This is a genomic window from Pedobacter albus (assembly GCF_036324255.1).
Classification (GTDB): Bacteria; Bacteroidota; Bacteroidia; order Sphingobacteriales; family Sphingobacteriaceae; genus Pedobacter; species Pedobacter albus.
In genome coordinates this window covers 126,183-152,326 of sequence record NZ_JAZDQT010000002.1, presented here as the reverse complement: position 1 = coordinate 152,326, position 26,144 = coordinate 126,183, and the positions used below count along the sequence as shown (strand labels likewise).

Annotated in this window: 19 protein-coding genes; 10 read left to right on the top strand and 9 right to left on the bottom strand. The window is 44.1% G+C overall.

The window, feature by feature from the left end; all coding sequences use genetic code 11:
• Positions 1–13: 13 nt before the first annotated feature.
• The 3 genes from rpoC (at position 14) to VRU48_RS10400 (ending at position 6,070) form a co-directional block, all read left to right on the top strand.
• Positions 14–4,300: a DNA-directed RNA polymerase subunit beta' gene (gene rpoC / locus VRU48_RS10410; protein ID WP_330107876.1), complete on the top strand. Its 4,287-nt coding sequence runs from the start codon at positions 14–16 to the stop codon at positions 4,298–4,300.
• A 113-nt stretch (positions 4,301–4,413) separates the two neighbouring features.
• Entirely contained in the window at positions 4,414–5,175 is a 762-nt protein-coding gene (locus VRU48_RS10405) for a hypothetical protein (protein ID WP_330107875.1), read from the top strand.
• A 580-nt stretch (positions 5,176–5,755) separates the two neighbouring features.
• Positions 5,756–6,070: a DUF3467 domain-containing protein gene (locus tag VRU48_RS10400; RefSeq protein WP_199139417.1), complete on the top strand. Its 315-nt coding sequence runs from the start codon at positions 5,756–5,758 to the stop codon at positions 6,068–6,070.
• A 29-nt stretch (positions 6,071–6,099) separates the two neighbouring features.
• Here VRU48_RS10400 and miaA read toward each other — a convergent pair whose 3' ends face one another.
• Both miaA and VRU48_RS10390 read right to left on the bottom strand, forming a co-directional pair.
• Positions 6,100–7,005, bottom strand: coding sequence for a tRNA (adenosine(37)-N6)-dimethylallyltransferase MiaA (gene miaA / locus VRU48_RS10395; protein ID WP_330107874.1), 906 nt, complete (start codon positions 7,003–7,005; stop codon positions 6,100–6,102).
• Positions 7,006–7,092: 87 nt separating this feature from the next.
• Entirely contained in the window at positions 7,093–7,743 is a 651-nt protein-coding gene (locus VRU48_RS10390; RefSeq protein WP_330107873.1) for an IS1096 element passenger TnpR family protein, read from the bottom strand.
• Between the two features lie 184 nt (positions 7,744–7,927).
• Between VRU48_RS10390 and VRU48_RS10385 the strand changes: the two genes are divergently transcribed.
• Entirely contained in the window at positions 7,928–8,647 is a 720-nt protein-coding gene (locus VRU48_RS10385) for a hypothetical protein (protein WP_330107872.1), read from the top strand.
• Between the two features lie 54 nt (positions 8,648–8,701).
• Here the strand turns inward: VRU48_RS10385 and VRU48_RS10380 are convergent, their stop codons facing one another.
• The 5 genes from VRU48_RS10380 to VRU48_RS10360 all read right to left on the bottom strand — a co-directional run bounded on the left by VRU48_RS10380 (position 8,702) and on the right by VRU48_RS10360 (position 13,571).
• Complete coding sequence (locus VRU48_RS10380; RefSeq protein WP_330107871.1) at positions 8,702–10,111, bottom strand: CCA tRNA nucleotidyltransferase; 1,410 nt, start codon at positions 10,109–10,111, stop codon at positions 8,702–8,704.
• A gap of 83 nt (positions 10,112–10,194) precedes the next feature.
• Complete coding sequence (locus VRU48_RS10375; RefSeq protein ID WP_330107870.1) at positions 10,195–10,761, bottom strand: L-threonylcarbamoyladenylate synthase; 567 nt, start codon at positions 10,759–10,761, stop codon at positions 10,195–10,197.
• Positions 10,754–11,533 (bottom strand): DUF5672 family protein, encoded by a 780-nt coding sequence (locus tag VRU48_RS10370; protein ID WP_330107869.1) that lies wholly within the window; start codon positions 11,531–11,533, stop codon positions 10,754–10,756. Before VRU48_RS10370 ends, VRU48_RS10375 begins: the two co-directional genes overlap by 8 nt.
• On the bottom strand, positions 11,530–12,744 hold the full coding sequence (locus VRU48_RS10365; protein WP_330107868.1) for a glycosyltransferase family 4 protein: 1,215 nt from the start codon (positions 12,742–12,744) through the stop codon (positions 11,530–11,532). Before VRU48_RS10365 ends, VRU48_RS10370 begins: the two co-directional genes overlap by 4 nt.
• Before the next feature lie 8 nt (positions 12,745–12,752).
• A complete protein-coding gene (locus VRU48_RS10360; RefSeq protein ID WP_199139431.1) occupies positions 12,753–13,571 on the bottom strand; it encodes a 2,3,4,5-tetrahydropyridine-2,6-dicarboxylate N-succinyltransferase in 819 nt (272 codons plus the stop codon).
• 182 nt (positions 13,572–13,753) lie between these two features.
• Between VRU48_RS10360 and VRU48_RS10355 the strand changes: the two genes are divergently transcribed.
• Positions 13,754–14,149 (top strand): RNA-binding S4 domain-containing protein, encoded by a 396-nt coding sequence (locus tag VRU48_RS10355; protein ID WP_330107867.1) that lies wholly within the window; start codon positions 13,754–13,756, stop codon positions 14,147–14,149.
• 157 nt (positions 14,150–14,306) lie between these two features.
• On the opposite strand, the gene VRU48_RS10350 is transcribed toward VRU48_RS10355, so the two are convergent.
• Positions 14,307–15,050 carry an EcsC family protein gene (locus VRU48_RS10350; protein ID WP_330107866.1) on the bottom strand — a complete coding sequence of 248 codons (744 nt, stop codon included), beginning with the start codon at positions 15,048–15,050 and terminating at the stop codon, positions 14,307–14,309.
• A 141-nt stretch (positions 15,051–15,191) separates the two neighbouring features.
• Here VRU48_RS10350 and VRU48_RS10345 point away from each other — a divergent pair, with 141 nt between their 5' ends.
• The 5 genes from VRU48_RS10345 to VRU48_RS10325 all read left to right on the top strand — a co-directional run bounded on the left by VRU48_RS10345 (position 15,192) and on the right by VRU48_RS10325 (position 25,306).
• Positions 15,192–17,111, top strand: coding sequence for a TlpA family protein disulfide reductase (locus VRU48_RS10345; protein ID WP_330107865.1), 1,920 nt, complete (start codon positions 15,192–15,194; stop codon positions 17,109–17,111).
• A 358-nt stretch (positions 17,112–17,469) separates the two neighbouring features.
• On the top strand, positions 17,470–18,552 hold the full coding sequence (locus tag VRU48_RS10340; protein ID WP_330107864.1) for an efflux RND transporter periplasmic adaptor subunit: 1,083 nt from the start codon (positions 17,470–17,472) through the stop codon (positions 18,550–18,552).
• Between the two features lie 22 nt (positions 18,553–18,574).
• Positions 18,575–21,754: an efflux RND transporter permease subunit gene (locus VRU48_RS10335; RefSeq protein WP_330107863.1), complete on the top strand. Its 3,180-nt coding sequence runs from the start codon at positions 18,575–18,577 to the stop codon at positions 21,752–21,754.
• Positions 21,738–23,171: a TolC family protein gene (locus VRU48_RS10330; RefSeq protein WP_330107862.1), complete on the top strand. Its 1,434-nt coding sequence runs from the start codon at positions 21,738–21,740 to the stop codon at positions 23,169–23,171. The genes VRU48_RS10335 and VRU48_RS10330 overlap by 17 nt, the downstream gene beginning before the upstream one ends.
• A 215-nt stretch (positions 23,172–23,386) precedes the next feature.
• Entirely contained in the window at positions 23,387–25,306 is a 1,920-nt protein-coding gene (locus tag VRU48_RS10325; protein WP_330107861.1) for a redoxin domain-containing protein, read from the top strand.
• 154 nt (positions 25,307–25,460) lie between these two features.
• On the opposite strand, the gene VRU48_RS10320 is transcribed toward VRU48_RS10325, so the two are convergent.
• Positions 25,461–26,063, bottom strand: a complete 603-nt coding sequence (locus tag VRU48_RS10320) for an OmpH/Skp family outer membrane protein (protein ID WP_330107860.1) — start codon at positions 26,061–26,063, stop codon at positions 25,461–25,463.
• Positions 26,064–26,144 lie beyond the last annotated feature (81 nt).

Here is a 26,144-nt window from a genome sequence, read left to right as displayed (position 1 = left end):
ACCTTAAAGAAGTATGTCTTACAAAAAGGATAATAAATTAAAAAGCAATTTCACCTCGATTACCATTAGCTTGGCATCGCCTGAGAATATCTTGGAGCGTTCAAGCGGCGAGGTGTTAAAACCTGAGACCATCAACTACCGTACCTACAAACCCGAACGCGATGGTTTGTTCTGCGAGCGTATTTTTGGTCCGGTAAAAGATTACGAATGCCACTGCGGCAAGTACAAACGTATCCGTTATAAAGGTATTGTTTGCGACCGTTGCGGCGTTGAGGTAACCGAGAAAAAAGTACGTAGAGAGCGTATGGGGCACATCAACTTGGTGGTTCCTGTAGCGCACATCTGGTATTTCCGTTCGTTGCCTAACAAAATCGGATACCTTTTAGGTTTGCCAACCAAAAGACTGGACTTGATCATTTACTACGAACGTTATGTAGTAATCCAAGCAGGTTTAATGGCTGAGCAAGGCATCCAGTACATGGATTTCCTAACCGAAGAAGAGTATTTGGACATCTTAGACAAGTTGCCTAAAGAAAACCAATACCTTGACGATAAAGACCCTAATAAATTCGTTGCCAAAATGGGTGCCGAAGCATTAGAAGATTTATTGAAACGTATTGACTTAGACACTTTGTCTTACGATTTGCGTCACCAAGCAGCCAACGAAACTTCTCAGCAACGTAAAAACGAGGCTTTAAAACGTCTTCAAGTTGTAGAAGCTTTCCGTGGTTCGCAAACCCGTATCGAGAACAACCCAGAGTGGATGATCATCAAGATCGTTCCGGTTATTCCGCCAGAGTTGCGTCCGTTGGTGCCTCTAGAAGGCGGCCGTTTCGCTACTTCAGATTTGAACGATTTGTATCGTCGTGTAATTATCCGTAACAACCGTTTAAAACGTTTGATCGAGATCAAAGCACCTGAGGTAATCTTGCGTAACGAAAAACGTATGTTGCAGGAAGCTGTAGATTCGTTGTTCGATAACTCGCGTAAGGTAAATGCGGTTAAAACCGAAGGTAACCGTGCCTTGAAATCACTTTCAGATATCCTGAAAGGTAAACAAGGTCGTTTCCGTCAGAACTTATTGGGTAAACGTGTAGATTACTCTGCCCGTTCGGTAATTGTTGTAGGTCCAAACCTTAAATTGCACGAATGCGGTTTGCCAAAAGATATGGCCGCTGAATTATTCAAACCGTTCATCATTCGCAAGATGATTGAAAGAGGTGTGGTTAAAACAGTAAAATCAGCCAAGAAAATCGTAGATAGAAAAGATCCATTGGTATGGGATATCCTCGAAAACGTATTGAAAGGACACCCTGTATTGCTTAACCGTGCACCTACGTTGCACAGATTGGGTATCCAATCTTTCCAGCCTAAATTGGTTGAAGGTAAAGCGATCCAATTGCACCCCTTAGTATGTACCGCCTTCAACGCGGATTTTGACGGTGACCAGATGGCAGTTCACTTACCGTTGGGTAATGCTGCAATTTTGGAAGCCCAAGTACTGATGCTAGCTGCGCACAACATCTTGAACCCTGCAAACGGTACACCGATTACGGTACCTTCGCAAGACATGGTTTTGGGCCTTTATTACATTACTAAAGGCCGTAGAACCGATGCTACTCGCGTAGTGAAAGGTCAAGATTCGTCATTCTATTCTCCAGAAGAGGTAATCATTGCCTACAACGAGAAAAAAGTTGATTTGCACGCTTTTATCAAGGTAAAAGTGAACGTAAAACAAGAGGATGGCACTATCGTTAACAAATTAACAGAAACTACTGTTGGTAGAGTATTGTTTAACCAATTGGTACCAGAAGAAGTAGGCTATATCAACGAACTATTGACCAAGAAATCTTTAAGGGATATCATTGGTGAGGTAGTAAAAATGACTGGTATGGCCCGTTCGGCCAGGTTCTTGGATGATATCAAAGAACTAGGTTTCCAAATGGCATTTAGAGGAGGTTTATCGTTCAACTTACAAGACGTAAACATTCCTGTAGAGAAACATGCCCTATTGGAGCAAGCCGCTTCTGAGGTTGAAGAGGTAAGAAACAACTATAACATGGGTTTCATTACCAACAACGAGCGTTACAACCAAATTATCGATATCTGGACCCGTATCAACAACCGTTTAACTACGTTTGTAATGACGCAGTTGGCCAACGATAACCAAGGTTTCAACTCTGTTTACATGATGCTTGACTCTGGAGCCCGTGGTTCTAAAGAGCAGATCCGTCAGTTGGCAGGGATGAGGGGCTTGATGGCGAAACCTCAAAAATCAGGTTCAGGCGGCGAGATTATCGAGAACCCGATCCTATCGAACTTTAAAGAAGGCTTGTCGGTATTAGAGTACTTTATCTCTACCCACGGTGCCCGTAAAGGTTTGGCGGATACGGCCTTGAAAACGGCCGATGCTGGTTACTTGACCCGTCGTTTGCACGATGTTGCCCAAGATATGATCGTTAACGCAGTTGACTGCGGTACGTTGAGAGGTATGTACACTACAGCCTTGAAAGACAACGAGGATATCGTGGAGCCACTATACGAAAGAATTTTGGGCCGTACTTCACTGCACGACGTATTTAACCCGCTAAACGGCGAGTTATTGGTTGGTGCTGGCGAAGATATCAACGAAGATGTTGCGAAAGCAATCGAAGAGTCTCCGTTAGAAGGCATCGAAATCCGTTCGGTATTGACCTGCGAAAACAAACGTGGTGTTTGTGCCCTTTGCTACGGCCGTAACTTGGCCTCTGGTAAACGTGTTCAAACTGGTGAAGCTGTAGGTGTAATTGCCGCACAGTCAATCGGTGAGCCGGGTACACAGTTAACACTTCGTACCTTCCACGTGGGTGGTACCGCATCTAACATTGCGGCCGAATCTCAACTTAATGCCAAATTTGACGGCGTAATCGAGTTCGAGAACCTACGTACGGTAGAAACGGTAACAGAAGATGGCAAAATCGATATCGTATTGGGTCGTTCAGGCGAGTTCAAAATCGTAGAGCCAGGTACCAATAAAGTAATCGTAAGCAATAACATCCCTTACGGTGCATTCTTGTACGTAAAAGAAGGCGATACCATCGCTAAAGGCGACAAGATCTGCTCATGGGATCCATATAACGCGGTAATTATCTCTGAATTTGCAGGTAAGATCGAGTTCGAAGCCATCGTTGAGGGGGTAACCTTCCGCGAAGAGTCTGACGAGCAAACCGGTCACCGCGAGAAAGTAATTATCGATACCCGCGATAAAACCAAAAACCCTTCAATCCGCGTGGTTGACAAAAAAGGCGATTTGGTAAGAGCTTACAACATTCCGGTAGGTGCACACATTGCGGTTGACGAAGGCGAAGGAATCCAACCAGGTCAAACCTTGGCTAAAATCCCTCGTGCTACTGGTAAAACCCGAGATATTACGGGTGGTTTGCCACGTGTAACCGAGTTGTTCGAAGCACGTAACCCATCTAACCCTGCGGTAGTAACCGAGATTGATGGTGTGGTAACCCTAGGTGGCGTAAAACGTGGTAACCGTGAGATTACCATCGAATCGAAAGACGGAGAAGTTAAAAAATATCTTGTTCCACTATCAAAACACATTTTGGTACAGGACAACGACTTTGTGAAAGCAGGTATGCCATTATCTGACGGATCGATCTCTCCAGCTGATATTTTAGCCATCAAAGGACCGGCAGCGGTACAAGAATACCTGGTAAATGGTATTCAAGAGGTTTACCGTTTGCAAGGTGTGAAAATCAACGATAAGCACTTTGAGGTTATCGTACACCAAATGATGCAGAAAGTTCACATTGAAGATCCAGGAGATACCCGTTTCTTAGAAAACGACTCGGTAGACCGTTGGGACTTCATGGAAGAAAACGACGAAATCTACGACAAAAAAGTAGTAGTAGACGCCGGCGAATCGACTGCAGTAAAACCAGGTCAGATCATTTCGTTACGTAAATTAAGAGACGAGAACTCTCAGCTGAAACGTAAAGACATGAAACAAGTTGAAGTGCGCGATGCCAAACCGGCAACCGCAAGTTCGATCCTGCAAGGTATTACCCGTGCATCGTTGGGAACCAAATCGTTTATCTCTGCCGCATCGTTCCAGGAAACTACTAAAGTGTTGAACGAAGCAGCTATTGCAGGTAAACGCGATAACATGCTAGGCTTGAAAGAAAACGTAATTGTTGGTCACTTGATCCCTTCAGGTACTGGCGTACGTGGCTACGAGCGTATCATTGTAGGTTCGCAAGAAGAATACGATAAATTGTTGGCTTCGAAACAAGAAGAAGTAGAAGCTTAATCAATTCGCATATTTGATTTAAAAAGTCCCTCCCCAACCGGAGGGACTTTTTTGTTTAATGACCGGTTTAAACACAAGGTTTTTGCTATATTCGTCCCAAAACCCAATCAATTATGCGCCTCTTATATATTAAGCTCCTGCCTTTTCTTTTGTTGTTGACCTTGATTTCCTGTAGCAAAAAAGACCCGAAGCCCGAGCAGCAGGGCGATCAAAAATTAACCAAGATCGTGAATGTAGACCTGACTACCGGCGCAGAAACAGCACTATGGGAGTTTACTTATAACCAGAACAGCCAAATAAGTACTATAGTAGGCGGCGATGGCCGATTTGTATTGACTTACGATGCCAATGGCAAACTATCGGGTATAGCTAAGGCATACAACTTTGACAATCTTACCTCAATATCCAGCTTTGAGTACGATGGGAAGGGGAGACCAGTCAAGCAAACCGAAGTCATGAAATACCCCAACTCGCCAAACGTGGTAACGACCATCAATACTTTTGAGTACGATAGCAACAACAGACGTACCAAGTGGGTCCGTAACTCGAGAACCTATGAAGGTGTATGGAGCGGCGACAACATGACCGAGTGGAACATCACTGAAAATGGGCTGCGCACTTACAGCTACAAAAATCCTCTTTACGATAATAAACGAAATCCATTGTATGATCGTGCCGATGTTTTGGAAATCATTGGATTTGTATGGGCCAAATGCAAGAATAATTCTTTGGGTGAAACGACCATCAACCCAGATGGTTCTACCAGTACTTCTACAATCGACAGAACTTACAATGCTTTAGGCTATCCTACAACAGCAACCTTTTCAACTGCAGGAAAGGTAACATCGAAAGTTAAATACTACTACGAGCCTTGATTCAATTTCAAATCTTAGGTAAGATAAGCTTGTTGGCGGAGAACACTAGCAAGGGCTTGAAAAGTTAATGCTACTCAAGCCCTAACTCGATTTTGGACCATTTGAAGATTGTGGGTGGTATTCTTTACCTAGTTTTATCTGAGCTAGGCTTGTTGGTGAAGAACACCAACAAGGGCTTTGTAAATTAACTGGCGAGAAATACCAACATGTGCATGGCTCAGTAAATCGTTCATCCAATTGTATAGGCAACAGTTGGTGTTCTTCACCAACGCATGGAGTAAGTCAGCTGGCGAAAAATACCCATAGTGCTTTGGCTCGGTAAATCGTTCATCCAATTGTATAGGCAACAGTTGGTGTTCTTCACCAACGCATGGAGTAAGCTAACTGGCGAAAAATACCCATTGCGTTTTGGTTCAGTAAATCGTTCATCCAATTGTATAGGCAACAGTTGGTGTTCTTCACCAACGCATGGAGTAAGCCAACTGGCGAAAAATACTCATTGCGTTTTGGTTCAGTAAATCGTTTATCCAATTGTTAAAATAATTGTTTGTAAGCTCGTGCAAACTATTAGCTTTGTTTTATGGAAGAGCAACAAAACGAAAATCAACTGAACATAGAGCTTTCTGAAGAAATTGCAGAAGGTATTTTTTCTAACCTGGCCATTATTACCCATTCTAATACCGAGTTTGTATTGGATTTTATCCGCGTAATGCCGGGTGTGCCAAAGGCCAAAGTAAAATCGAGGATTATCCTTACCCCAGAGCATACCAAAAGGCTTTTACAGGCCATGCAAGATAACGTTGAGAAATTTGAAGCCATTAACGGCCGTATCAAAACCCAAGAAGAGCCTCCGGGCTTTCCAATGAACTTTGGCGGACCAACCGCACAGGCTTAATCAGATTGGCTAATTGGTGTATTTTCCGATTAGCCGATTTTCCCTTCTAAAAAAGAAATTATTTTTTCGGTTTCGTTTGGTTCAAACCATTCCGTTTCTTCATCGCGCCTAAACCAGGTAAGCTGGCGTTTGGCAAACCTGCGCGTGTTTTGCTTGATCATGGCCACAGCTTGTTCTAAACTTGCTTTGCCATCCAAGTAGTCGAACAGCTCCGAATAGCCAACCGTATTGAGGGCATTGTACTGGCGATAGGAAGTCAGACCTTTTACTTCCTCCAGCAAGCCTGCCTGCATCATCAAATCAACGCGGTGGTTGATGCGTTCGTAAAGCAAGGCCCTATCGGTATTTAACCCTATTTTAACGATGTTGAAAGGTCTTTGTTTTTTGGTAGCGGTGAGCATCGAACTGAGTTTTTTTCCGGTAGAAAGCACCACTTCCAAGCCTCTGATCATGCGTTGCGGGTTCGATTGGTCTACCTTTTCATAATATTCGGGGTCGAGTTGCTGCAATTGCTTCCTGATGGGCTCAATACCTTCGTTGGCAAATTGCTGGTTCAACTGTTCGCGAATAGCCAAATCAATTTCCGGCATTTCGTCCAAGCCCTTGCAAATCGCATCAATGTATAGGCCAGAACCTCCAACCATAATAAGCTGATCGTGTTTTTGGAAAAGTTCCTCCATCAAGTGAAGCGCTTCTACTTCAAAATCGCCGGTGCTGAAAAGCGTACTTACCGAATGCGAATCGATAAAATGATGGGGTGCTTCGGCCAGTTCCTCAACAGCAGGTTTGGCCGTGCCGATATACATTTCCTTAAAAAACTGGCGCGAATCGGCCGAAATGATTTCGGTATGGTAGTGCTTGGCCAATTGAATGGCCAAGGCGGTTTTCCCGATGGCGGTTGGCCCTACTACAACAATTAAGGTCTTTTGTGGCATGGGCATAGTCATTTTGGATTTTAGGATTACGATTTTAGATTGGAATTAATGTATCCAAAATCGAGAAATTAACCGAATAAATTTCGGTTAATAATCGTCTTTATCGCTGTGGCCGTAGTCGTCTTCGTAATCGTCGCCATTAGAGAACTCGTCGTTTTCGTCTTCGTTCTCCTCTTCCTCCTCGTCAACTTCTTCGGCATTGATGCCTCTGCCACCCATGGCTTCCAGTTCTTCGGCATCTTCGGGCACAAAGTCCATTTCGTTCAAAAAGTCGAAATCGCCAGAAGAAGTACTGCTGGCCGCAAAGCTTCCAACATTGGTTTTATCAATGATTTTTGGTGCTTCTCCGGTGCTTTTAACCAAGAAAGGATATTCGATGTTTGGATCGTTTTCCAAAATGATCTTGATCAGTTCTACATGGAAATCGTAAGGACGCTCGAAATTGTAGATGTAATAGAACTTTTGGTGCGGATCATCGATAAAGCTGCTCAGTTTCGAGCTCTCCATCAGTTTCACGCCATTGTCTATTTTGCGCTGGTTAGGCAAGATGGCAATTTCCTCTCCCTTAATCCAGTTGTCGGTACTTACGTAAAAAGAAGATGATTTATCGGCGTTATAACCTGTAGAGCGGTGGATTGCCCTATGCAAATCTTCAAAAGTTTGAGTGGTTTTAATGTCGATTTCTCTTACGATGTCGTCAAAATCCTCAAAAGAAATTCTAAATCTATAAATTGCCATTGCGCTGTTCTGTTTCTGGCTGTAAAATTAAGAAATAAAAAATAATTTTAAGAGCGTACTTCTATCTCCGTTTGGTCAAATAGATTAAAACCGGGCTTTTTCGTGCAACTATTTTAATTGTTGGTACAACTCTTGCTTTCTTCGGCAAGAATATTTATACTTGGTTACACACAAAAACACACAAATGAAAAATCTACAATTTAAAAAAAGGCATTTACTGATGCCTTATGCAAGGATTTTGATGGCCTTGCTGCTGATGGGCTGGCTTCTGCCGGCCAATGCACAGGTTTCGGCCGACAGGAACGAAATGGATTATTACAACAATGTCTTCGCCATTCTGAACGGAAGGTTTAAGGCTGTTGGTAATACCGATATCACCTATTACACGGGCGATTTTTATCCTGAAATCAAAGGCAAGATCAAATCTATCGGCAATACCGAGATTACTTACTATACCGGCGACTTCTACCCTGAAATAAGGGGAAGGGTTAAATCTGTAGGCAATACCGAAATCACGTATTATACGGGCGATTTTTACCCTGAAATTAAAGGAAGGCTCAAGTCTATCGGCAAAACCGACCTGGTTTACTATACCGGCGATTTCTACCCCGAGCTGAAAGGACGTATCAAATCTATCGGCAAAACCGAGGTAACTTATTATACTGGCGACTTCTATCCAGAAATCAAAGGCAGACTGAAATCTGTGGGTAATATGGCCATAAGCTATTATACGGGAGATTTTTATCCCGAGATCAAAGGCAAGCTCAAATCTGTTGGTCAAGCCGAAATTACCTACTATACCGGCGATTTCTATCCGGAACTTAAAGGCAAGGTAAAGTCGGTTAGCGGCAGTTTTCCGGAAGGCATTTTGTTCCTTTTTCCCGAACTGGGACTGATGAACTAAAGCTATTGAAAAAGGCCTGGACTTAGCTCCGGGCCTTTTGGTTTGGAAGTAGTTTTATGGCTTGACCACTTGGGCCAGGCCTAGTTCCTTGGCTTTTTCGAGCATAAAATGAAATGCTTCTTCGTAGCTGTTTTTGATTTCGCCTTCCAGGATGGCTTCCCTGATGGCATTTTTAAGCAAACCTACTTCGCGACCGGCAGTCAAACCAAAGGTTTCCATAATGTCGTTGCCCGAAATAGGCGGCTGCCAATTGCGCAATTGATCACGCTCCTCCACATCTTTTAGCTTCTGTTTAACCAGCTCGAAGTTGTTGCGGTATTTCTTGATTTTGTATTCGTTCTTGGTGGTTACATCGGCATTACACAGCAACATGAGGCTTTCTATTTCTTCGCCAGCTTCGAAAAGCAAACGCCTAACGGCCGAATCGGTTACCTTTTCCTGTGCCAACACAATAGGGCGCAGGTGCAGCTGTACCAGTTTCTGCACAAACTTCATCTTTTCGTTGAGGGGCAGTTTAAGTTGTGCAAATATTTGGGGTACCATACGGGCGCCTTTATCTTCGTGCCCATGAAAAGTCCAGCCGTGGCCTTCTTCAAAGCGTTTAGTAGCTGGTTTGGCAATGTCGTGCAAAATGGCAGCCCAGCGTAGCCATAAATCGTCGGAAGTTTTGCAAATGTTATCTAGTACCTGCAAAGTGTGGTAGAAATTATCCTTATGGCCTTTGCCTTTGATGATTTCTACACCATACAAATTGGCCATCTGCGGAAAAATGAGCTGCAAAAGACCGGTATCGAACAAATAATTAAAGCCTATGGAAGGCTGTTTGGCCAAAATAATCTTATTCAGTTCGTCGGTTATGCGCTCTTTAGAAACAATGCTGATTCTTTCCTTTTGGCTTTTGATAGCCTTTATGGCGGTTTCGTCTATGCTAAAGCCCAATTGGGTAGCAAAACGGATGGCCCGCATCATGCGCAATGGATCGTCTGAAAAAGTAATTTCGGGATCGAGAGGTGTACGGATCAGTTTGTGTTCTAAATCGGCCAGGCCGGCAAAAGGATCAACCAAGTTGCCATAAGTTGCCGGATTTAGGGAAATGGCCAAGGCGTTGATGGTAAAATCCCTGCGCAACTGGTCGTCTTCCAAGGTACCGTTCTCTACAATAGGCTTGCGCGAATTGGCCCGATAGGATTCCTTTCTGGCGCCTACAAATTCGATTTCCAAGTCGTTGTATTTGAGCATGGCGGTGCCGAAATTCTTAAACACGGCTACTTTGGTGCCCAGCTGCAAGCCTACTTTTTCGGCAAACTCGATGCCGTTGCCCAGCACGACGATGTCGATATCTTTTGAGGGACGTTTTAAGAACAGGTCGCGTACAAAACCGCCAATAACATAAGCTTCTGTTTGGGTTTGCGCCACGGTTTGCGCCAATACCTTAAATATGGGATTTTGTAAGTGCTCTTGCATATCAAAACGAATTCGTGCGCTAGCATGAACAGGGGATACCTGAGCGGGTTTAGGCGACGTAATCGGCTACAAAAGTAATAAAATTACTTTCTTATAAATTCAAATTGGCCCGAGGGACCTAATTTTATAATGGTTGAAGGCTTTTTAACAGTGTGGTCGTCTTGGTCAAGATCAACAATCAGGTCTACTGCATCTTTGATTTCTTCGCTGATTTGGTCGAAGAATTGTGGCGATGGCTGGCCACTGATATTGGCCGAGGTAGAAACAATCGGTTTGCGGAAGCGCTGTAGCAACTGTTCGCAGAATTCGTTCCTCACCACTCGGATGCCTACAGATCCATCAGTATTGATTACATTCTTGGCCAAGTTCTTGGCCCCTGAAAAGATGATGGTCAGCGGGTTTTCGGCATACTCAATCAACTGGTAAGCCACGTCCGGAATTTCGTTTACATAGCTCTGCAGCTTGTTGTCGGTATCTAAAAGCACGATCAGGCTCTTTTCGGCCGCCCGGCCTTTAATATCGTATATTTTGGCTACGGCAGCTTCGTTGGTAGCATCGCAACCCAAGCCCCAAATGGTATCTGTTGGATAAAGGATTACGCCGCCTTCTTTGAGCACGGCCAAAGCCTTGTTGATTTCTTCTTTAAGCATGGGCATTCATTTCTGGGATAAATTTACGCCAAAATTCTGGATTGTGCTTTAATGGCGCATGGCAACCAAAAGGTAGGGTTTGTCCAAGCTGGCGGTAGGCGATTTCAGGGTGAAACTCTACCGCAAAATGCATGGCTTCCTGCCAGTCGGGAATACGGAAATCGGTTTTGATTTTCGGTGCTTCCAGCGACCAGAATATATCTTCGTTAAAGGCATCGCCTTCGGTGTGGGTGTAAGGTTTGAGCACAGCGGCATCGACTTTGTCCAATACCTGCAAAGCGGCCTGCACCTTGCGTAGCGACAAACCTCCGTTGCCTACCTTGTTATAGCGTTGGCCATAAAGCTTATTTTTTTTAAAGGCCAGTTTAAGCTGCTGTACAAAGTTAAACAAGCCGTTTCTGTTCAATTTGTCGGGCCTGAACCAAGGTGCGCCTAGGTAATCGTAGTTTTTTTCGCACCATTGTTTGAGCTCGTCCTTAAAAAGATAAACATCTGCCTGGTGGATCAGGATATAATCGAACAAGGCAAAAGCCTTATAAAAAGTCTTGGAAAGCAACAGCTGATTGTAGCCGCTAATGCCTTCAAAGAAATGTTTGGCAAAACGCTTCACTTCCAATTGCTGCAGTTGGCCATAAGCCGCATCTATTTGCAGACCTTCTGGGGCAACAATAACCTGTTTATGGCCTTGGGTTAACCGCAAGCCGTTCTCCAAAAAAGCCAATTCTAACGAACTGGGAGCCTGGTATAAAGGAAAAACAACTACACAGCTCATGAGGCAAGGGTTTTAAGGTAACAGTTCATCAATTGTTCGTTTACGGTATCGTTGTTAAAACGCTGTACGTATTGCAGGCCTTTGGTTTTCATGTCGGCCTGTAGCTTTTCATCGGCCAGCACCTGATTAATGGTATTGGCCAAGGCATTTACATCATCTGGCGATACGTATTTGCTGTGCGGACCACCCGCTTCTTCCAGGCAAGAGCCTGTAGCGGCTATCACGGGTACCTGGCTATAAAGCGCCTCGATAATGGGGATGCCGAAGCCCTCGTAGTAGGAAGGCAAGACAAACAGGCTCGCCATTTGGTAGATCGCCGGTAAATCGCTAAAAGGGACATTTTTTAAGAAAATTACCCGCTCGGTTAATCCAAGCTTATTTATTTCCTGTTCAACCAATTTGGCGTAAGCCGTTGGCCGGCCAATCACAACGAGTTGGTAAGTTGGGTCAACCGTTGGCAGGGCGCGAACCAATTGCAACAGGTTTTTGCGGCCTTCTATCGTTCCTACATTCAAAATATATTTTTCGGGTAGCTGATAGGTTTGGGCAACTTTTGCTTTGCTATCGCTATTTGCCTCAACTTTAAAACTATCGTCGCAACTTTGGTAAACCACGTCTATACGGTTAGGGTCGATCTGGTAGAGCTCAACAATATCCTGCTTGGTTTTCTCGCTGATGGCAATAATGCGGTCGGCATGTTTGCAGGCGTATTGGCTTTTGAATTTATAAAGCAGCCGATCTATCAATTTGTAATATTGAGGCAAGCGCAAAAAAATCAGGTCATGCATGGTTACGATGCTTTTGATACCTGTTTTGGGTAGGCCAAAGGGGATTTCGTGGCTGAGGCCATGAAAAAGATCAAGCCGGTCTTTGACCAATTGTTTTTTGATGCCCGAACTGCGCCAGAGTAATTTGGAGCTCCCTTTTTGGGGCAATTCCAAATGGACGTTGCTTCTCGAAAACAAGGGCAGCTTGTGCAGTTTTTCCTTGATTTTTGGGGTATAGACGAAATATTGGTTTTCGGGAAACTGCTGCGCCAAATGTTCGATCAGCGAGCGACTATAGTTGCCGAGGCCGGTTTGGTTGTTGGCTGCACGTTTGCCGTCGTATCCGATTTTGAGCTTAAAGCGCAAAGCCGAAAGTCCAAGGCTTGATTGCTCAAGTGCAGAACTTTCGGCTTCGATATTTTGCTTTTTGCTATCCGCTTTCACCTTTGGTCTTAAACGGCTACGTTATTTTCCCTTAATGCATCATTAAGCGAAGTCTTTTTATCGGTTGATTCCTTGCGTTTGCCGATGATCAGGGCACATGGAACCTGAAATTCGCCAGCTGGGAATTTTTTGGTGTAAGAACCCGGAATAACTACCGAACGCGCCGGAACAACGCCTTTGTGCTCCACTGGTTTTTCGCCGGTTACGTCAATAATTTTGGTCGATGCGGTTAATACCACATTAGCGCCCAATACGGCTTCTTTTTCTACGCGAACGCCTTCAACCACAATGGCTCTCGAGCCAATAAAACAGTCGTCTTCAATAATAACAGGTGCGGCTTGTACCGGCTCTAGAACGCCACCAATGCCAACGCCGCCACTTAAGTGCACGCGTTTGCCAATTTGGGCACATGAGCCTACGGTGGCCCAGGTATCAACCATGGTACCCTCGTCTACATAGGCGCCAATGTTTACGTAAGAAGGCATCATGATCACGCCTTTGGCCAAATAGGCGCCATAACGAGCAATACCATGAGGTACTACGCGTACGCCACTTTCTTTATAGTTGGTTTTCAGTTCCATTTTATCGTGGAAAACAAAAGGGCCAACCTTAATTTCTTTCATTTCCTTGATTGGGAAATAAAGGATCACGGCTTTCTTGATCCATTCGTTAATTCCCCAGCTATTTAAAACAGGCTCTGCAACGCGCAATTCGCCTTTGTCTAATCTTAAAATTACTTCTTCTATCGCCTCGCAATAGTTGTTATAGGCTAATAAAGATCTATCTTCCCAAGCGGCTTCTACTAACTTTTTTAATTCTCCAATCATGGCTGTTTTTAAATTTTTTACAAAATAAATCAATTTTATGTATTGAGCATTGTTTTCGTCGGTTTAATTTTGAATTTCGCCCAATAAAATCGTTGCTTAAATACCATAATGCTAACAACAGACTGATATTTTTTGTTCTGGGCAATTGTTCGTCGCTCGGAGTTGTGTATTTTTGAACGTTTATGGAAGAGAAACTAAGAATAGACAAATACTTGTGGGCCATTAGGCTGTTCAAAACCCGTAGTTTGGCCACCGATGCCTGCAAGGCCGGCCGTATCAAGCTAAACGGGCAGAACATCAAGCCTTCGGCCATTGTAAAGGTGGGTGATGTTTACCAGGTATCTAAAGGCATAGAAAAGAAAGTTATCGAAGTGGTGGAGCTTTCATATAACCGTACCGATGCCAAAATTGCCGTAACCAAATACAAAGACCTTACGCCTGTAGAAGAAACACATGCCTTTAAGTCGGTATTTCATGCGCCGAGCCTGAAACGCGATAGGGGAACGGGCCGCCCGACCAAAAAAGACAGAAGGGAAACCGACGAATTGCTGGACAATTTTTTTGAGGAAGAAGATTAGGGAGAAGTTCAAAAGTCAGGAAGCCGGAAGTCCTGTATCCGCCTCTTGCTTCAATTTTTAAGCGTTGGTCTTTCTTCTGATTGCTTAACTATTAAATTTATGATTGGTACTGGGCACTCTAAAGGGAGAATTTGTAAACTGCCTCTCCCTTTAACCCTCAGTCTTCTATCTTTTCTCTTCCGCTTTCCACCACTCTCATCCGATAAGCCATCATGGCTGTTTTGCCTAGTTTTTGCAACAACTGGTAATTAGCCACTGCGCCAACCGCGGCACCAACCACCGGAAGCAACTGAGCCATTTTGGCCAAATCGATATAATCGCGGTATTCTTGCTGAAAGGTTTGCCAATCAAAGTTATCGGCGCTTTCGGGCAGGATGATTAACTTGCTGTCCCAGTTTTGCATCTGTTTATAGATATGTTGCGCACCCCGCTTACTGGAAAAGGCCAACTGGAAAATATGCAGAATGTACAAACGCTCGCGATAGTCTTTGACGTCAAAACCGTAAATCGACGCAATTTCGAAAAGCAGCTTGATTTTAATGCCAATCAGGATCGGAAAATCGGCCATGCTCATTAAAAAGCCACCCGCACCGGTAATGCCACCTTCGGCGGCTCCGGTTTTGCTGTACGAATCTATTTTCGCTTTGACCAAGGCTTCGCGGTGCAGCAGGCTCATTTCGGGTACCGGCATTTTAGTAGTGGTATAAGTAGAGCCAAAAAGTACGGCTTTCACCATTTGCTTAATGGTAACGGTAATGGCCTTGTGCACCTTTTTCGGAATGTAACTGTTGATTTTGGTTTGCATCTTTGTGGCCAGATTGCCCAATAGGGAGGGCCTTTTCATGAGCTCCTGCTCCCAAAACCGTAATTCGTACCTGATTTGCTGCTCGTAGTTTTCCATAGTTAACATTGGTCTTCAAAAATCGTTCCCTCCATGCTTAGACTGCAAACCTGTTAATTATTACAATAAAATATTTGGAAGTAAAGAAGAATAACTATACTTTTAGTTAATAACTAATTTTTTAGTTTTTAATTAAACCTGATGATGAAAAAAACAACCACCTTATTTTTTATGGTCTTTGCCTTGCTGGTTAAGGTCCATGCGCAAACCCTCAAGTTTTCAAGTGCAACCCCCGAAATGGGCAAGCCAATTAGTTTTGAGTACAACCCGAAGGGAGGAACTTTGGGTCAGTATTCTGAGATCAAATGTGTAGCCAAGGCTTTTACGGGGATAGATAATCCCAAAAGCATGGCGGTGCCGCTGGTTAAAGATGGCAATAGCTATAAGGGCACCTTTATGCCAACAGATTCGACAAACCTGGCCTTATTTGTTTTTTATGCTGGCGAAACGATCGATGAAAATCCCGCAGGCTATTTTACCAAATTCTATCAAAACGGAACAGCAAAACCAGTGGCGGTTTTTACAGAAGGTTACCTGTATGCCGGGCTTGGCAACAGGTTAACCAAGCTAAAAACAAATAATGCAAAGGCATTTGAGCTATACACAAAGGCAATTATGGCAGAGCCTAAGCTAAAAGAGAAATACCTTAACGAGTACTTGGTTTCGCAAGGTCTGCTCAACGGAGCGAAGGCAAACGAAACGGCAAAGCAATACATAGGGGTGTACGGCAAACGTGAAGCTTCGGAGCAAAACCTAAACAAGATCGTCTCGCTTTATGGCTTTTTGAAAGACCAGAAAGGCGAGGATTCGGTTAATCGGGTGCTGAGGCTTAAGTATCCCAGAGGAGCTGTTGCGCTAAAATTTACGCTCGACAGTATTTTTAAGGGTAAAGATGCTTATGAAAAAGAGGCTGCGCTGAAAAAGACCATTGCCGATTTCGGGATAGACCTGAATAAAAAGACCGATTTGGCCAAGGTTGCCGGGGCCTTTATTCGCATGGGGATTGCCTTTTTGAGTACCAAAAATGCCGACAAAGTAGAAGAATATATAGACAAGGCGCCCATGAAGCCAACGAGAGCCATGTTTTACAACTCTTTCGCCACACCGAGTATCAAAACCAAAAACGATTTGGAATTTGCGCTTAGGCTCTCGAAGAAATCGTTGGATTTGGCCGCATCGGTCATGAAAGAAGAAATGCCCGAATATTACAAGGACTATTATTATACCAAAGAAGGCTATTTAAAGGTTCAGCGCGGTGCCTATGAATCATATAAAAATACCTACGCCGCTTTGTTGGCTGCTTCGGGCAAGGATGCAGAGGCTCTTGCCATGGTAGCTGTTGCAGCCAAAGAAAACAACTACGAAAGCGTAGAGCTTAACGAAAGATACATAGACCTGTTGATTAAAAACGGAAAATCGGGCGAGGTTAAGGGCTATGTTGAACAATTTATAAAAGCAGGCGCCTCATCGCCAAAGCTCAAAGAAAACCTGAAAAGCGTTTACCAAGGAACGGTTTCGTTTGAAAGCTATTACGGAGCCTTGGAGAAAGAAGCACTTGCCACTGAGGAAGCCCAGTTGGCCAAAGAGATGATCAGCATGCCGGCACCAGCTTTTACGCTAATGAACCTGAAGGGCGAAAAGGTAAGTTTGGCCAGTTTGAAAGGCAAAACCGTAATCGTCGATTTTTGGGCCACCTGGTGTGGTCCTTGCCTGGCTTCGTTTCCAGGTATGCAACTGGCGGTAAATAAATATAAAAGCGATCCCAATGTGGTGTTTTTGTTCGTGAATACATGGGAGTGGAACGGCGACCAGAAAAAACTGGTAAAAGACTGGTATGCTACCAAAAAATACACTTTCAACATTTTGTTTGATTCGAAAAGCAAAGACAATCCCGACGAGTTTGACGTGGTTGATGCCTATAAGCCGCCGGGTATTCCTACCAAATTTGTCATTGACGGAAAAGGCAACATCAGATTTAAAAAAGTAGGCGCGCCCGAAACCGAAGAAGGAATTGTAAGGGAAATAGATATCATGATTTCGTTGATTAAAAACAGCAAATGATACCATTAATCATTTCTTAGTTCCCCCCCCCCCAAAAAAAAAGCAATAGTTTCTATTGCTTTTTTTGTTGTTGGCCAAACTTAATTTGATAATTACAGCCTTAGTGTAAAATGTACACTTTTTGTATGGCTTTGTTTGTCATAAAATTGCCATGTGGCATCGGGTTGGCCCAATAATCTGAATTTCAACTTCATTATAACTTCATAAATCTGTAGTTATTTCGTCCCTTAAATAACCAGATAGGGAACTCTAATTTATTGAAACAAATAGGTAGCGCCTGATTACAGCATACCGGTCTCGAAAATAGATTGACCTACATAATTAGGAAAGAAAACAAATCAGATTAACTAATAAAACAATGAAAAGAAACGTCATATGCCTCGGTTTGAGTGCTTTGATTTACGTAACAGGTTGTACGTCAAAAAAAGAAGAGAAAGAAGAAGTTGTTACCTACGCAGTTACCTCTCCCTTACAAATCGACACCTCGTTTACTAAAGAATATGTTTCGCAGATCAAATCTGTGCGCAACATTGAGGTGAGGGCCCAAGAGAAAGGCTATTTGCAGAACATTTATGTAGATGAAGGCCAGCATGTGCGTGCCGGACAGTTGCTGTTCAGGATTATGCCGAAACTGTTCCAGGCAGAGGTTTTAAAGGCACAGGCCGAAAAACAGGCTGCCGAAATCGAGCTTCAAAATACAAAATTGCTTACCGACAAAAATGTGGTTTCGCAAAACGAATTGGCGATGGCCAAGGCCAAATTGCAATCGGCCAATGCAGAAACTTCCTTGGCTAAGCTTCATTTGTCGTTTACCGAAATCAGGGCACCATTTGATGGCACGATTGACCGCATCCCTTTAAAACTGGGCAGTTTGGTTGATGAGGGCGCTTTGTTGACCAGCTTATCTGATAACAGCCAAGTTTTTGCATATTTCAACGTTTCAGAACCTGAATATTTGAGCTATCAATCGTCGGCAAAGGCAAAAAACGCGCAAGAAGTAGGTCTGCTCTTGGCCAATAACCAATTGCTTAAATCAAAAGGCAAGGTGGAAGTAATCGAAAGTGAATTTGATAACGAAACCGGCAACATCGCTTTCAGGGCAAGATTTAACAATACCGATAATTTGCTGAGAAATGGCGAAACCGGCAAGATCCAAATGGTCGTGCCTATCAAAAATGCCTTGGTTATTCCACAAAAGGCAACTTACGACATACAAGACAAAACCTATGTTTTTGTGGTGGATAACCGTAATGTAGTGCACTCTCGAGCCATTACCGTAACTGGCGAGTTGCCCGATTTGTATATCGTAGCCGATGGCCTAAAAGCCGGCGATAAGATCTTGTTGGAAGGCGTTCAAAAGGCCAAAGACGACGACAAAATCACTTATAAGTTCCAAAATCCACAAGAGGTGCTGAAACAGTTAAGATTAAAAGCAGAATAATTAACCCCTTAAACTTAATCTTATGTTTGGCAAATTCATACAAAGGCCAGTCCTTTCTATAGTGATATCCCTTATTATTGTGTTTTTGGGGGCACTAGCAATTTCTTACCTGCCCGTAACACAATTTCCTTCTATTTCGCCTCCAAAGGTGAACATTACCGCCGAATACCCTGGCGCCAATAACGAGCTGTTGATCAAATCGGTGGTTATTCCGCTCGAGCGTGCGCTTAATGGCGTACCCGGCATGAAATACATCGCATCTGATGCCGGTAACGACGGCGAAGCCAGTGTGCAGGTGGTGTTTAACTTGGGTACCGATCCTAACCAGGCCTCGCTTAACGTTCAAAACAGGGTAGCTGCGGTTACCAACAAGCTACCGCCACTGGTAGTGCGCGAGGGCGTGAAAATCAGTCGCGAAGAATCCAACATGTTGATGTACATTAACTTGTACAGCAAGGACCCTAAAATGGACGAAAACTTCCTGTACAATTATGCAGATATCAATTTGTTGTCAGAATTGAAAAGGGTTGACGGCGTAGGTTTCGCCGATATTTTGGGTAACCGCGAGTATGCCATGCGTATTTGGCTTAAGCCAGACCGTATGCAGGCCTATAAAATTTCGGCCGATGAGGTGATGAAATCCCTTGATGAGCAAAGTTTGGAAGCCTCGCCAGGCAAAACCGGCGAAAGTTCGGGCAAGCGCTCACAAGCCTTTGAATATGTATTGAAATATTCGGGCAGGTTCAGCACCAAGCAAGATTATGAAAACATCGTGTTGAGGGCCAATCCTAATGGCGAATTGTTACGCTTGAAAGATGTAGCCGATATCGAGTTTGGCAGCTCGATGTACGATTTGTATTCGCATATTAACGGAAGGCCATCGGCAGCTATCGTGTTAAAACAGTCTTATGGCAGCAATGCGAGCCAGGTAATTAAAGACGTGAAAGCGAAAATGGCCGAAATTAAAGACAGCTCCTTTCCAAAAGGCCTGGATTATGAAATCAGCTACGACGTTTCCAAGTTCTTGGATGCTTCGATAGAAAAAGTAATCCACACCTTGATTGAAGCCTTTATTTTGGTGGGCTTGGTGGTTTTCTTATTCCTCGGCGACTGGCGTTCAACGCTAATCCCGGCCATTGCGGTACCGGTATCGCTAATTGGAACATTCGTGTTTATGCAGTTCTTTGGCATTACGCTTAACCTGATCACTTTGTTTGCCTTGGTGTTGGCTATCGGGGTGGTGGTAGATGATGCCATTGTGGTAATCGAAGCGGTGCATGCCAAGATGGAGCACAATCCAAAACTTTCACCATTAAGAGCTACGCAACAGGCCCTCAGGGAAATTAGTGGCGCCATTATCGCCATTACCTTTTTAATGGCCTCGGTATTTATTCCGGTAGCCTTTATGTCGGGTCCAGTAGGTATTTTCTACAGGCAGTTCTCCATTACCATGGCTACGGCTATTATCTTGTCGGGTATTGTGGCCTTAACGCTTACACCGGCCTTGTGTGCCATTATGTTGAAAAACACCCATGGCAAAGCCAAAAAGAAAAGCGTTGTAGATAAGGTTATCGATGGTTTCAACAACTGGTTTGGCCGTTTAACCGGCAGGTATGTAAAGATATTGGATAGGGTGGTGAGCCGTCGTCTATTCACTTTTGGCGCATTGGGTATATTTTGTTTGGGCATTTGGTTTTTGAATGGAAGCGTACCTACAGGTTTTATTCCTAACGAAGACCAAGGCATGGTTTATGCCATTATCCAAACGCCTCCGGGCTCAACGCTCGAACGTACCAACGAGATTTCGGAGCAGTTGCAAAAAATGTCTGAAGGCATTGAAGGCGTAAAATCCGTATCGTCATTAGCGGGTTATGAAATCCTGACCGAAGGTACCGGCGCCAACTCTGGAACTTGCTTGATTAACCTTAAAGACTGGCACGAACGTAAAAACTCGGCCCAGGATATTATCGACGAGTTGGAGCAAAAGGCGAAATCAATTCCAGGCGCTACCATCGAATTTTTCCAGCCACCTGCAGTACCTGGTTATGGCGCGGCAGGCGGTTTCGAACTTCGTTTGCTAGATAAAGCGGGTAGTGGCGACTATAAAAAAATGGAAACCGTAGCCAACGATTTTGTGCGCGAGTTGAACAAGCAAAAGGAACTTTCATCGGTATTTACCTTCTACAGTTCGAGTTTCCCGCAGTACATGCTTAAAATAGACAACGATGTGGCGCAGCAAAAAGGCGTTACCATTGATAATGCCATGAATACCCTTTCAACCTTTGTGGGCAGTAATTACGAAACCAGTTTCATTAAATACGACCGACAATATAAGGTAATGGTGCAGGCTTTGCCACAATACAGGGCCTTGCCAGAAGATATTCTTAAACTTTCGGTAAAGAACAGCCGCGATGAGATGGTGCCTTTCTCTGCCTTTATGCACATGGAAAGGGTATACGGTTTGTCGGAGATTACCAGACACAACATGTACAATGCCGCCGAAATCAGCGGACAGGCAGCGCCGGGCTACAGTTCGGGCGAAGCCATTAAAGTAATTAGCGAAGTAGCCAAGAAAACATTGCCTAGAGGTTTTGGTATTGATTGGGCCGGTATTTCTAAAGACGAGGTATCGCGTGGCAATGAAGCCATTTATATCTTCCTCATTTGTTTGGGCTTCGTTTATTTGGTGCTTGCTGCCCAATACGAGAGCTTTATCTTGCCGCTTTCGGTCATTCTGTCCTTGCCAGCAGGTCTTTTCGGAGCCTTCTTGTTCCTCAAGGTCTTCGGATTGGAAAACAACATCTATGCGCAGGTAGCCATGGTTATGCTCATTGGTTTGCTGGGCAAGAATGCGGTACTGATTGTAGAATTTGCGGCGCAGCGCCATAGCCAGGGAGCGACCATCCTCAAATCGGCCCTCGAAGGCGCCAAGGTGCGTTTCCGCCCGATTTTAATGACCTCTTTCGCTTTCATTGCAGGTTTAATTCCATTGATGATTGCTACAGGGCCTGGAAAAATTGGCAACAGAACCATCGGAACGGCCGCAGCCGGAGGTATGCTTTTCGGTACGCTTTTCGGTGTGGTTATTATTCCGGGCTTGTATTTAGTTTTTGGAAAAATAGCAGCCAGGCGCAAGCTGATCAAGATTGAAGAAGAACATCCGTTAACCGAAGAAATTGAAGACAATGTTAAGAGAAAATAGCCTAAAAGGCCTTGGCCTGGCTTTAATATGTGTGGCTTATTCGGCCTGTAAAGTGCCAGAGTTTACGCAACGCAACGAAAACAAGAACGTACCTGCAAGTTTTGGGGCCTCAACAGATACCTTAAACAGTGCAAACATACAATGGCGCAAGTTTTTCACCGATCCCGATTTGGTGAACCTGATCGATACGGCCTTAAAAAACAATCAGGAGCTGAACATCACCCTGCAGGAAATCGAAATTGCCAAAAACGAGGTGAGGGCAAAAAAAGGCGAGCTTTTGCCTAGCGTAAGCTATGGCGCTGGCGCGGGATTGGAAAAGGTTGGCCGTTATACCAGTTCGGGTGCGGGCGATGCTTCTACCGATATTACACCGGGTAAAGGCGTGCCGGATGTATTGCCAGATTATAAATTTGGCTTGCAGGCCGAATGGGAAGCCGATATCTGGCACAAATTGCGCAACTCGAGGAAAGCCGCAGTTACCCGATACCTGTCAACCATTGAAGGCAAAAACTTCGTGGTTACCAATCTGGTGGCCGAAGTAGCCAATTCTTATTACGAATTGTTGGCTTTGGATAACCAGTTGGATATTGTGAAAAAGAATATCGCCTTGCAAAACAACGCTTTGGAACTGATGAAAATCCAGAAACAAGCTACCCGCGTTACGGAGCTTGCCGTAAGGAAATTTGAAGCCGAAGTGCTGAATTCAAAAAGCATGGAGTTTGATATCCAAAAAGATATTACCAACACCGAGAACAAGATCAATTTCTTGCTTGGCCGTTTTCCGCAGCCTATTCCAAGAAGCAAGGCCAGCTTTACCGATCTGGTACCGCCAAGCGTTCAAGAAGGGCTTCCATCGCAGTTGTTGGCCAACCGTCCTGATATTAAACAGGCCGAGCTCGATCTTGCGGCTGCCAAACTGGATGTTAAAGTGGCCAAAGCCAAGTTCTATCCTTCGTTGGGCATTTCTGCCTCAATCGGCTACCAGGCTTTTAACCCGTCTTATTTGCTGAGAACGCCCGAATCGATATTCTATTCGCTGGCTGCCGATTTAGCCGGACCGCTCATTAATAAAAACGCCATTAAGGCCGATTACCTAACGGCCAATGCCAAGCAATTGCAGGCCGTTTACAATTATGAACGCAGCATTTTAAATGGCTATATCGAAGTGGCTAATCAGTTGTCGAATATCAGCAACCTGCAAAAAAGCTACGATTTAAAAGCCAAGCAGGCCAAAGCACTTACCGAATCGATTGATATTTCAAACGATTTGTTCAAATCGGCTAGAGCCGATTACTTCGAAGTGCTGATGACCCAGCGTGATGCCCTGGAGTCGAAATTAGAACTGATCGAAACCAAAAAGCAGCAGCTTAATGCCGTAGTTAATATTTACCAGGCTTTGGGAGGGGGCTGGAATTAAAGGTAATTCCATCATTGTATAATCATCTTCGCGGCGTTGTAGTTTACACAGGTAGCTGTCTTTTAAAAGAAAGTTACTGGTGTTTATTACAGCGCCGTTTTGTTTTGTCGTGCTGGCTAACTGGTAGGCATTCAGTAGGTAATGTTTCGGAAATTTGGAAATGTCAAAACTAAACTATATATTTAGTTTACCTAAAACCTTAACCGAAATCAATCATGAAAAAACTATTTTTATCAGCAGTGCTGGCCTTGGCATTGGGCGGTGTCCAGGCACAAAGTATTAAGTTTTCATCGGCCACTCCAGTTGCCGGGCAGCCTTTATCGTTCGAGTACGATGCCAAAGGCGGCAAATTGGATGGTTTGGCCAATGTAAAATGCGTGGCGCAGACTTTCGTCAACAAAAAGCAGAAAGTAGTCAATATAGACCTCACCAAAGAAGGTTCCGTTTACAAAGGCAGCTTTACACCGGTTGATAGTACGGCAATTGCAGTGCTTACTTTTGCGGCCGATGGTACCAAAGACGACAATGCCAAGGGTTATTACACGCTTTTTTATAAAGATGGCAAACCTACAGGCATGGCTTATTACTGGGAAGCGGTGTACTACAATGGCATGGGCGCCGCGTTGGCAGGGATAAAATCAGACAAGGCAAAGGCAATTGCAGCCTACGAAAATGCCTTTAAAACTGATCCTAGCCTTAAAGCACCCAATTTGATTAGCTATTTGGCCCTGCAATATGGGGTTGACAAAGCCAATGGCGAAAAGATGATCATGGAGCAGATTGCCAGCTACAACAAATCGAGCAAGCCAACAGAAGATGAATTATTAAATGTGGCCAGTCTGTATTCGGTGCTGAAAAGAAAGCCATCGGCCGATTCGGTTTACAATATCGTTAAAGCAACTTTCCCAAAAGGCAAATATGTTTACGGTAAAGAAGCTAATGCCATTTATAACGAGAAAGATGCCGCAAAAATGGAGGAGAAGCTGAAAGCCCTGATGGTTAGTTTCAATCTCGATCCCAATAAAAAAGCCGATGCCGAAAAACTGGAAGGATTCTACGCCGAAGTTGCAAGTGCCTATGGCCTGGCTAAAAACAATGCAAAATTTGAAGCCTACAGCAATAAGATAAGCAGCAAAACTACTTTGGCCTCTATTTACAACACTTATGCCTGGGCTGGCGCAGAGAAAAAGGAAAATATGCCTTTCAGTGCCAAGATCTCGAAAAAATCACTCGAGCTTTTGGAAGCTGCCAAAAATGAGCCGGTTCCTCCTTACTATGCTTCTAAAGAAAGCTATCTTAAAGGCATAGATGGCAATTACGCTTCGTATGCCGATACCTACGCCTTATTGCTCGATCAGATGGGCAATAGTGCAGAAGCCTTGAAATATCAGGAAAAAGCGGTTAACATGAACAATTTTAGTAGCCCCGATATGAACGTGCGCTTTGTTTCTTTCCTGAAAAAGAACAACAGAAACGAAGATGTGGTTAAATATGCCGAAAGGTTTATCAAAGAGGGCCAAGGCACCGAGCAATTGAAAACCGATCTTAAAGCGGCTTATAAAGGTTCGCAACCATTTGATGCCTATTATGGCGCCTTAGAAAAAGAAGCCATTGCCAAAGAAAGAGCCAAGTTTGAAAAAGAGATGATCAAGAGGCCAGCCCCGGCATTCACCCTGATGAATTTAAAAGGAGAAAAAGTAGAATTGGCCAGTCTCAAAGGCAAGGTGGTTATTGTTGATTACTGGGCGACTTGGTGCGGCCCATGCGTAGCTTCTTTTCCAGGCATGCAAAAAGCGGTCGACAAGTACAAAAACGATCCGAGCGTAGTATTTTTATTCGTCAACACCTGGCAAACCGAAGAAAACAGGGAAAAAGTAGTAAAAGATTTTATGGCCAGCACGCCTTATACCTTTAACGTGTTGTACGATACCAAAAACAAACAAGATCCAAGCAAGTTCGATGTCATAGACAGCTACAATTTAAACGGCGACGGAATTCCGCAGAAATACATCATTGATGGAAACGGAAACATCCGATTTAAGAAAGTAGGTTTTGGAGGCAGTGCCGACGGAACGGTCAAAGAACTCGACATGATGATAGAACTGGCCAAAGGAGCCTCGCAGAACAGCAAATAAGCCTAAAAAAGCCCCAAAATCTTGGGGCTTTTTTTTAGGCCAATATCATCGCCTTTTGCAATTATGCAGATGACAATTTTTTTGGCCTGTACAAGATTTTTCAATAAAAAAGCCCCGAGCAATCGGGGCTTTTTAAGATTTATAGCTGTTTAGCTTATTTTTTGTCTTTGGTGTAAGCTTCGTTCAAGCCTTTTAAAACTTCGCTGGTTACATCAAGGCTTTCGTCGGCAAACAAGATGGCGCTATTGCCTTTGGCATAAGTCAACACCATTTTGTAGCCTTTGGTTTTGGCATAGCCTTTTAAGAAGTCGGCTACCTTGTTGTAAAGGGCTTCTTGCTCTTTGGCCTGCTCGTTTTGCAAAGCGGCACCGGCGTTTTGTTGGTAGGCTTGCAATTCTTGTTGCTTGCGACCCAAACGTTGCTCTGTAGCAGCTCTTTGGTCGGCCGAGAGGGTGCCTTGTTGTTGCTGATATTGTTGTACCTCGCGTTGGAAAGCCTGTTGTTTGGCTGTCAAGTCGGTTTCTGCCGCTTTGCCTTTGGTTTCCATTTTGGTTTTAAGGTCTTTGAAGTATTCGTATTTGGTTAGCAACGAATCAGAGTTCACATAAACGATTTTGTCATCAGCGGTTACCGAAGCGGTGCTGGTTTTTGCAGGGGTGGTTTCGGTTTTGGTTTCTTTATTTCCGCAAGCGGCCATTACAGAAACAAGTGCCGTTGCCGTAAGTAGGCTGCCTAGTTTTAAAGTTGTTATTTTCATCTATAATTAATTTGTTTTTCAATGCTTGCGAAGCTTGCCCAAACGGGTGCAGGTTTCGCTTTGTTTTTTAGTTTTTAATGG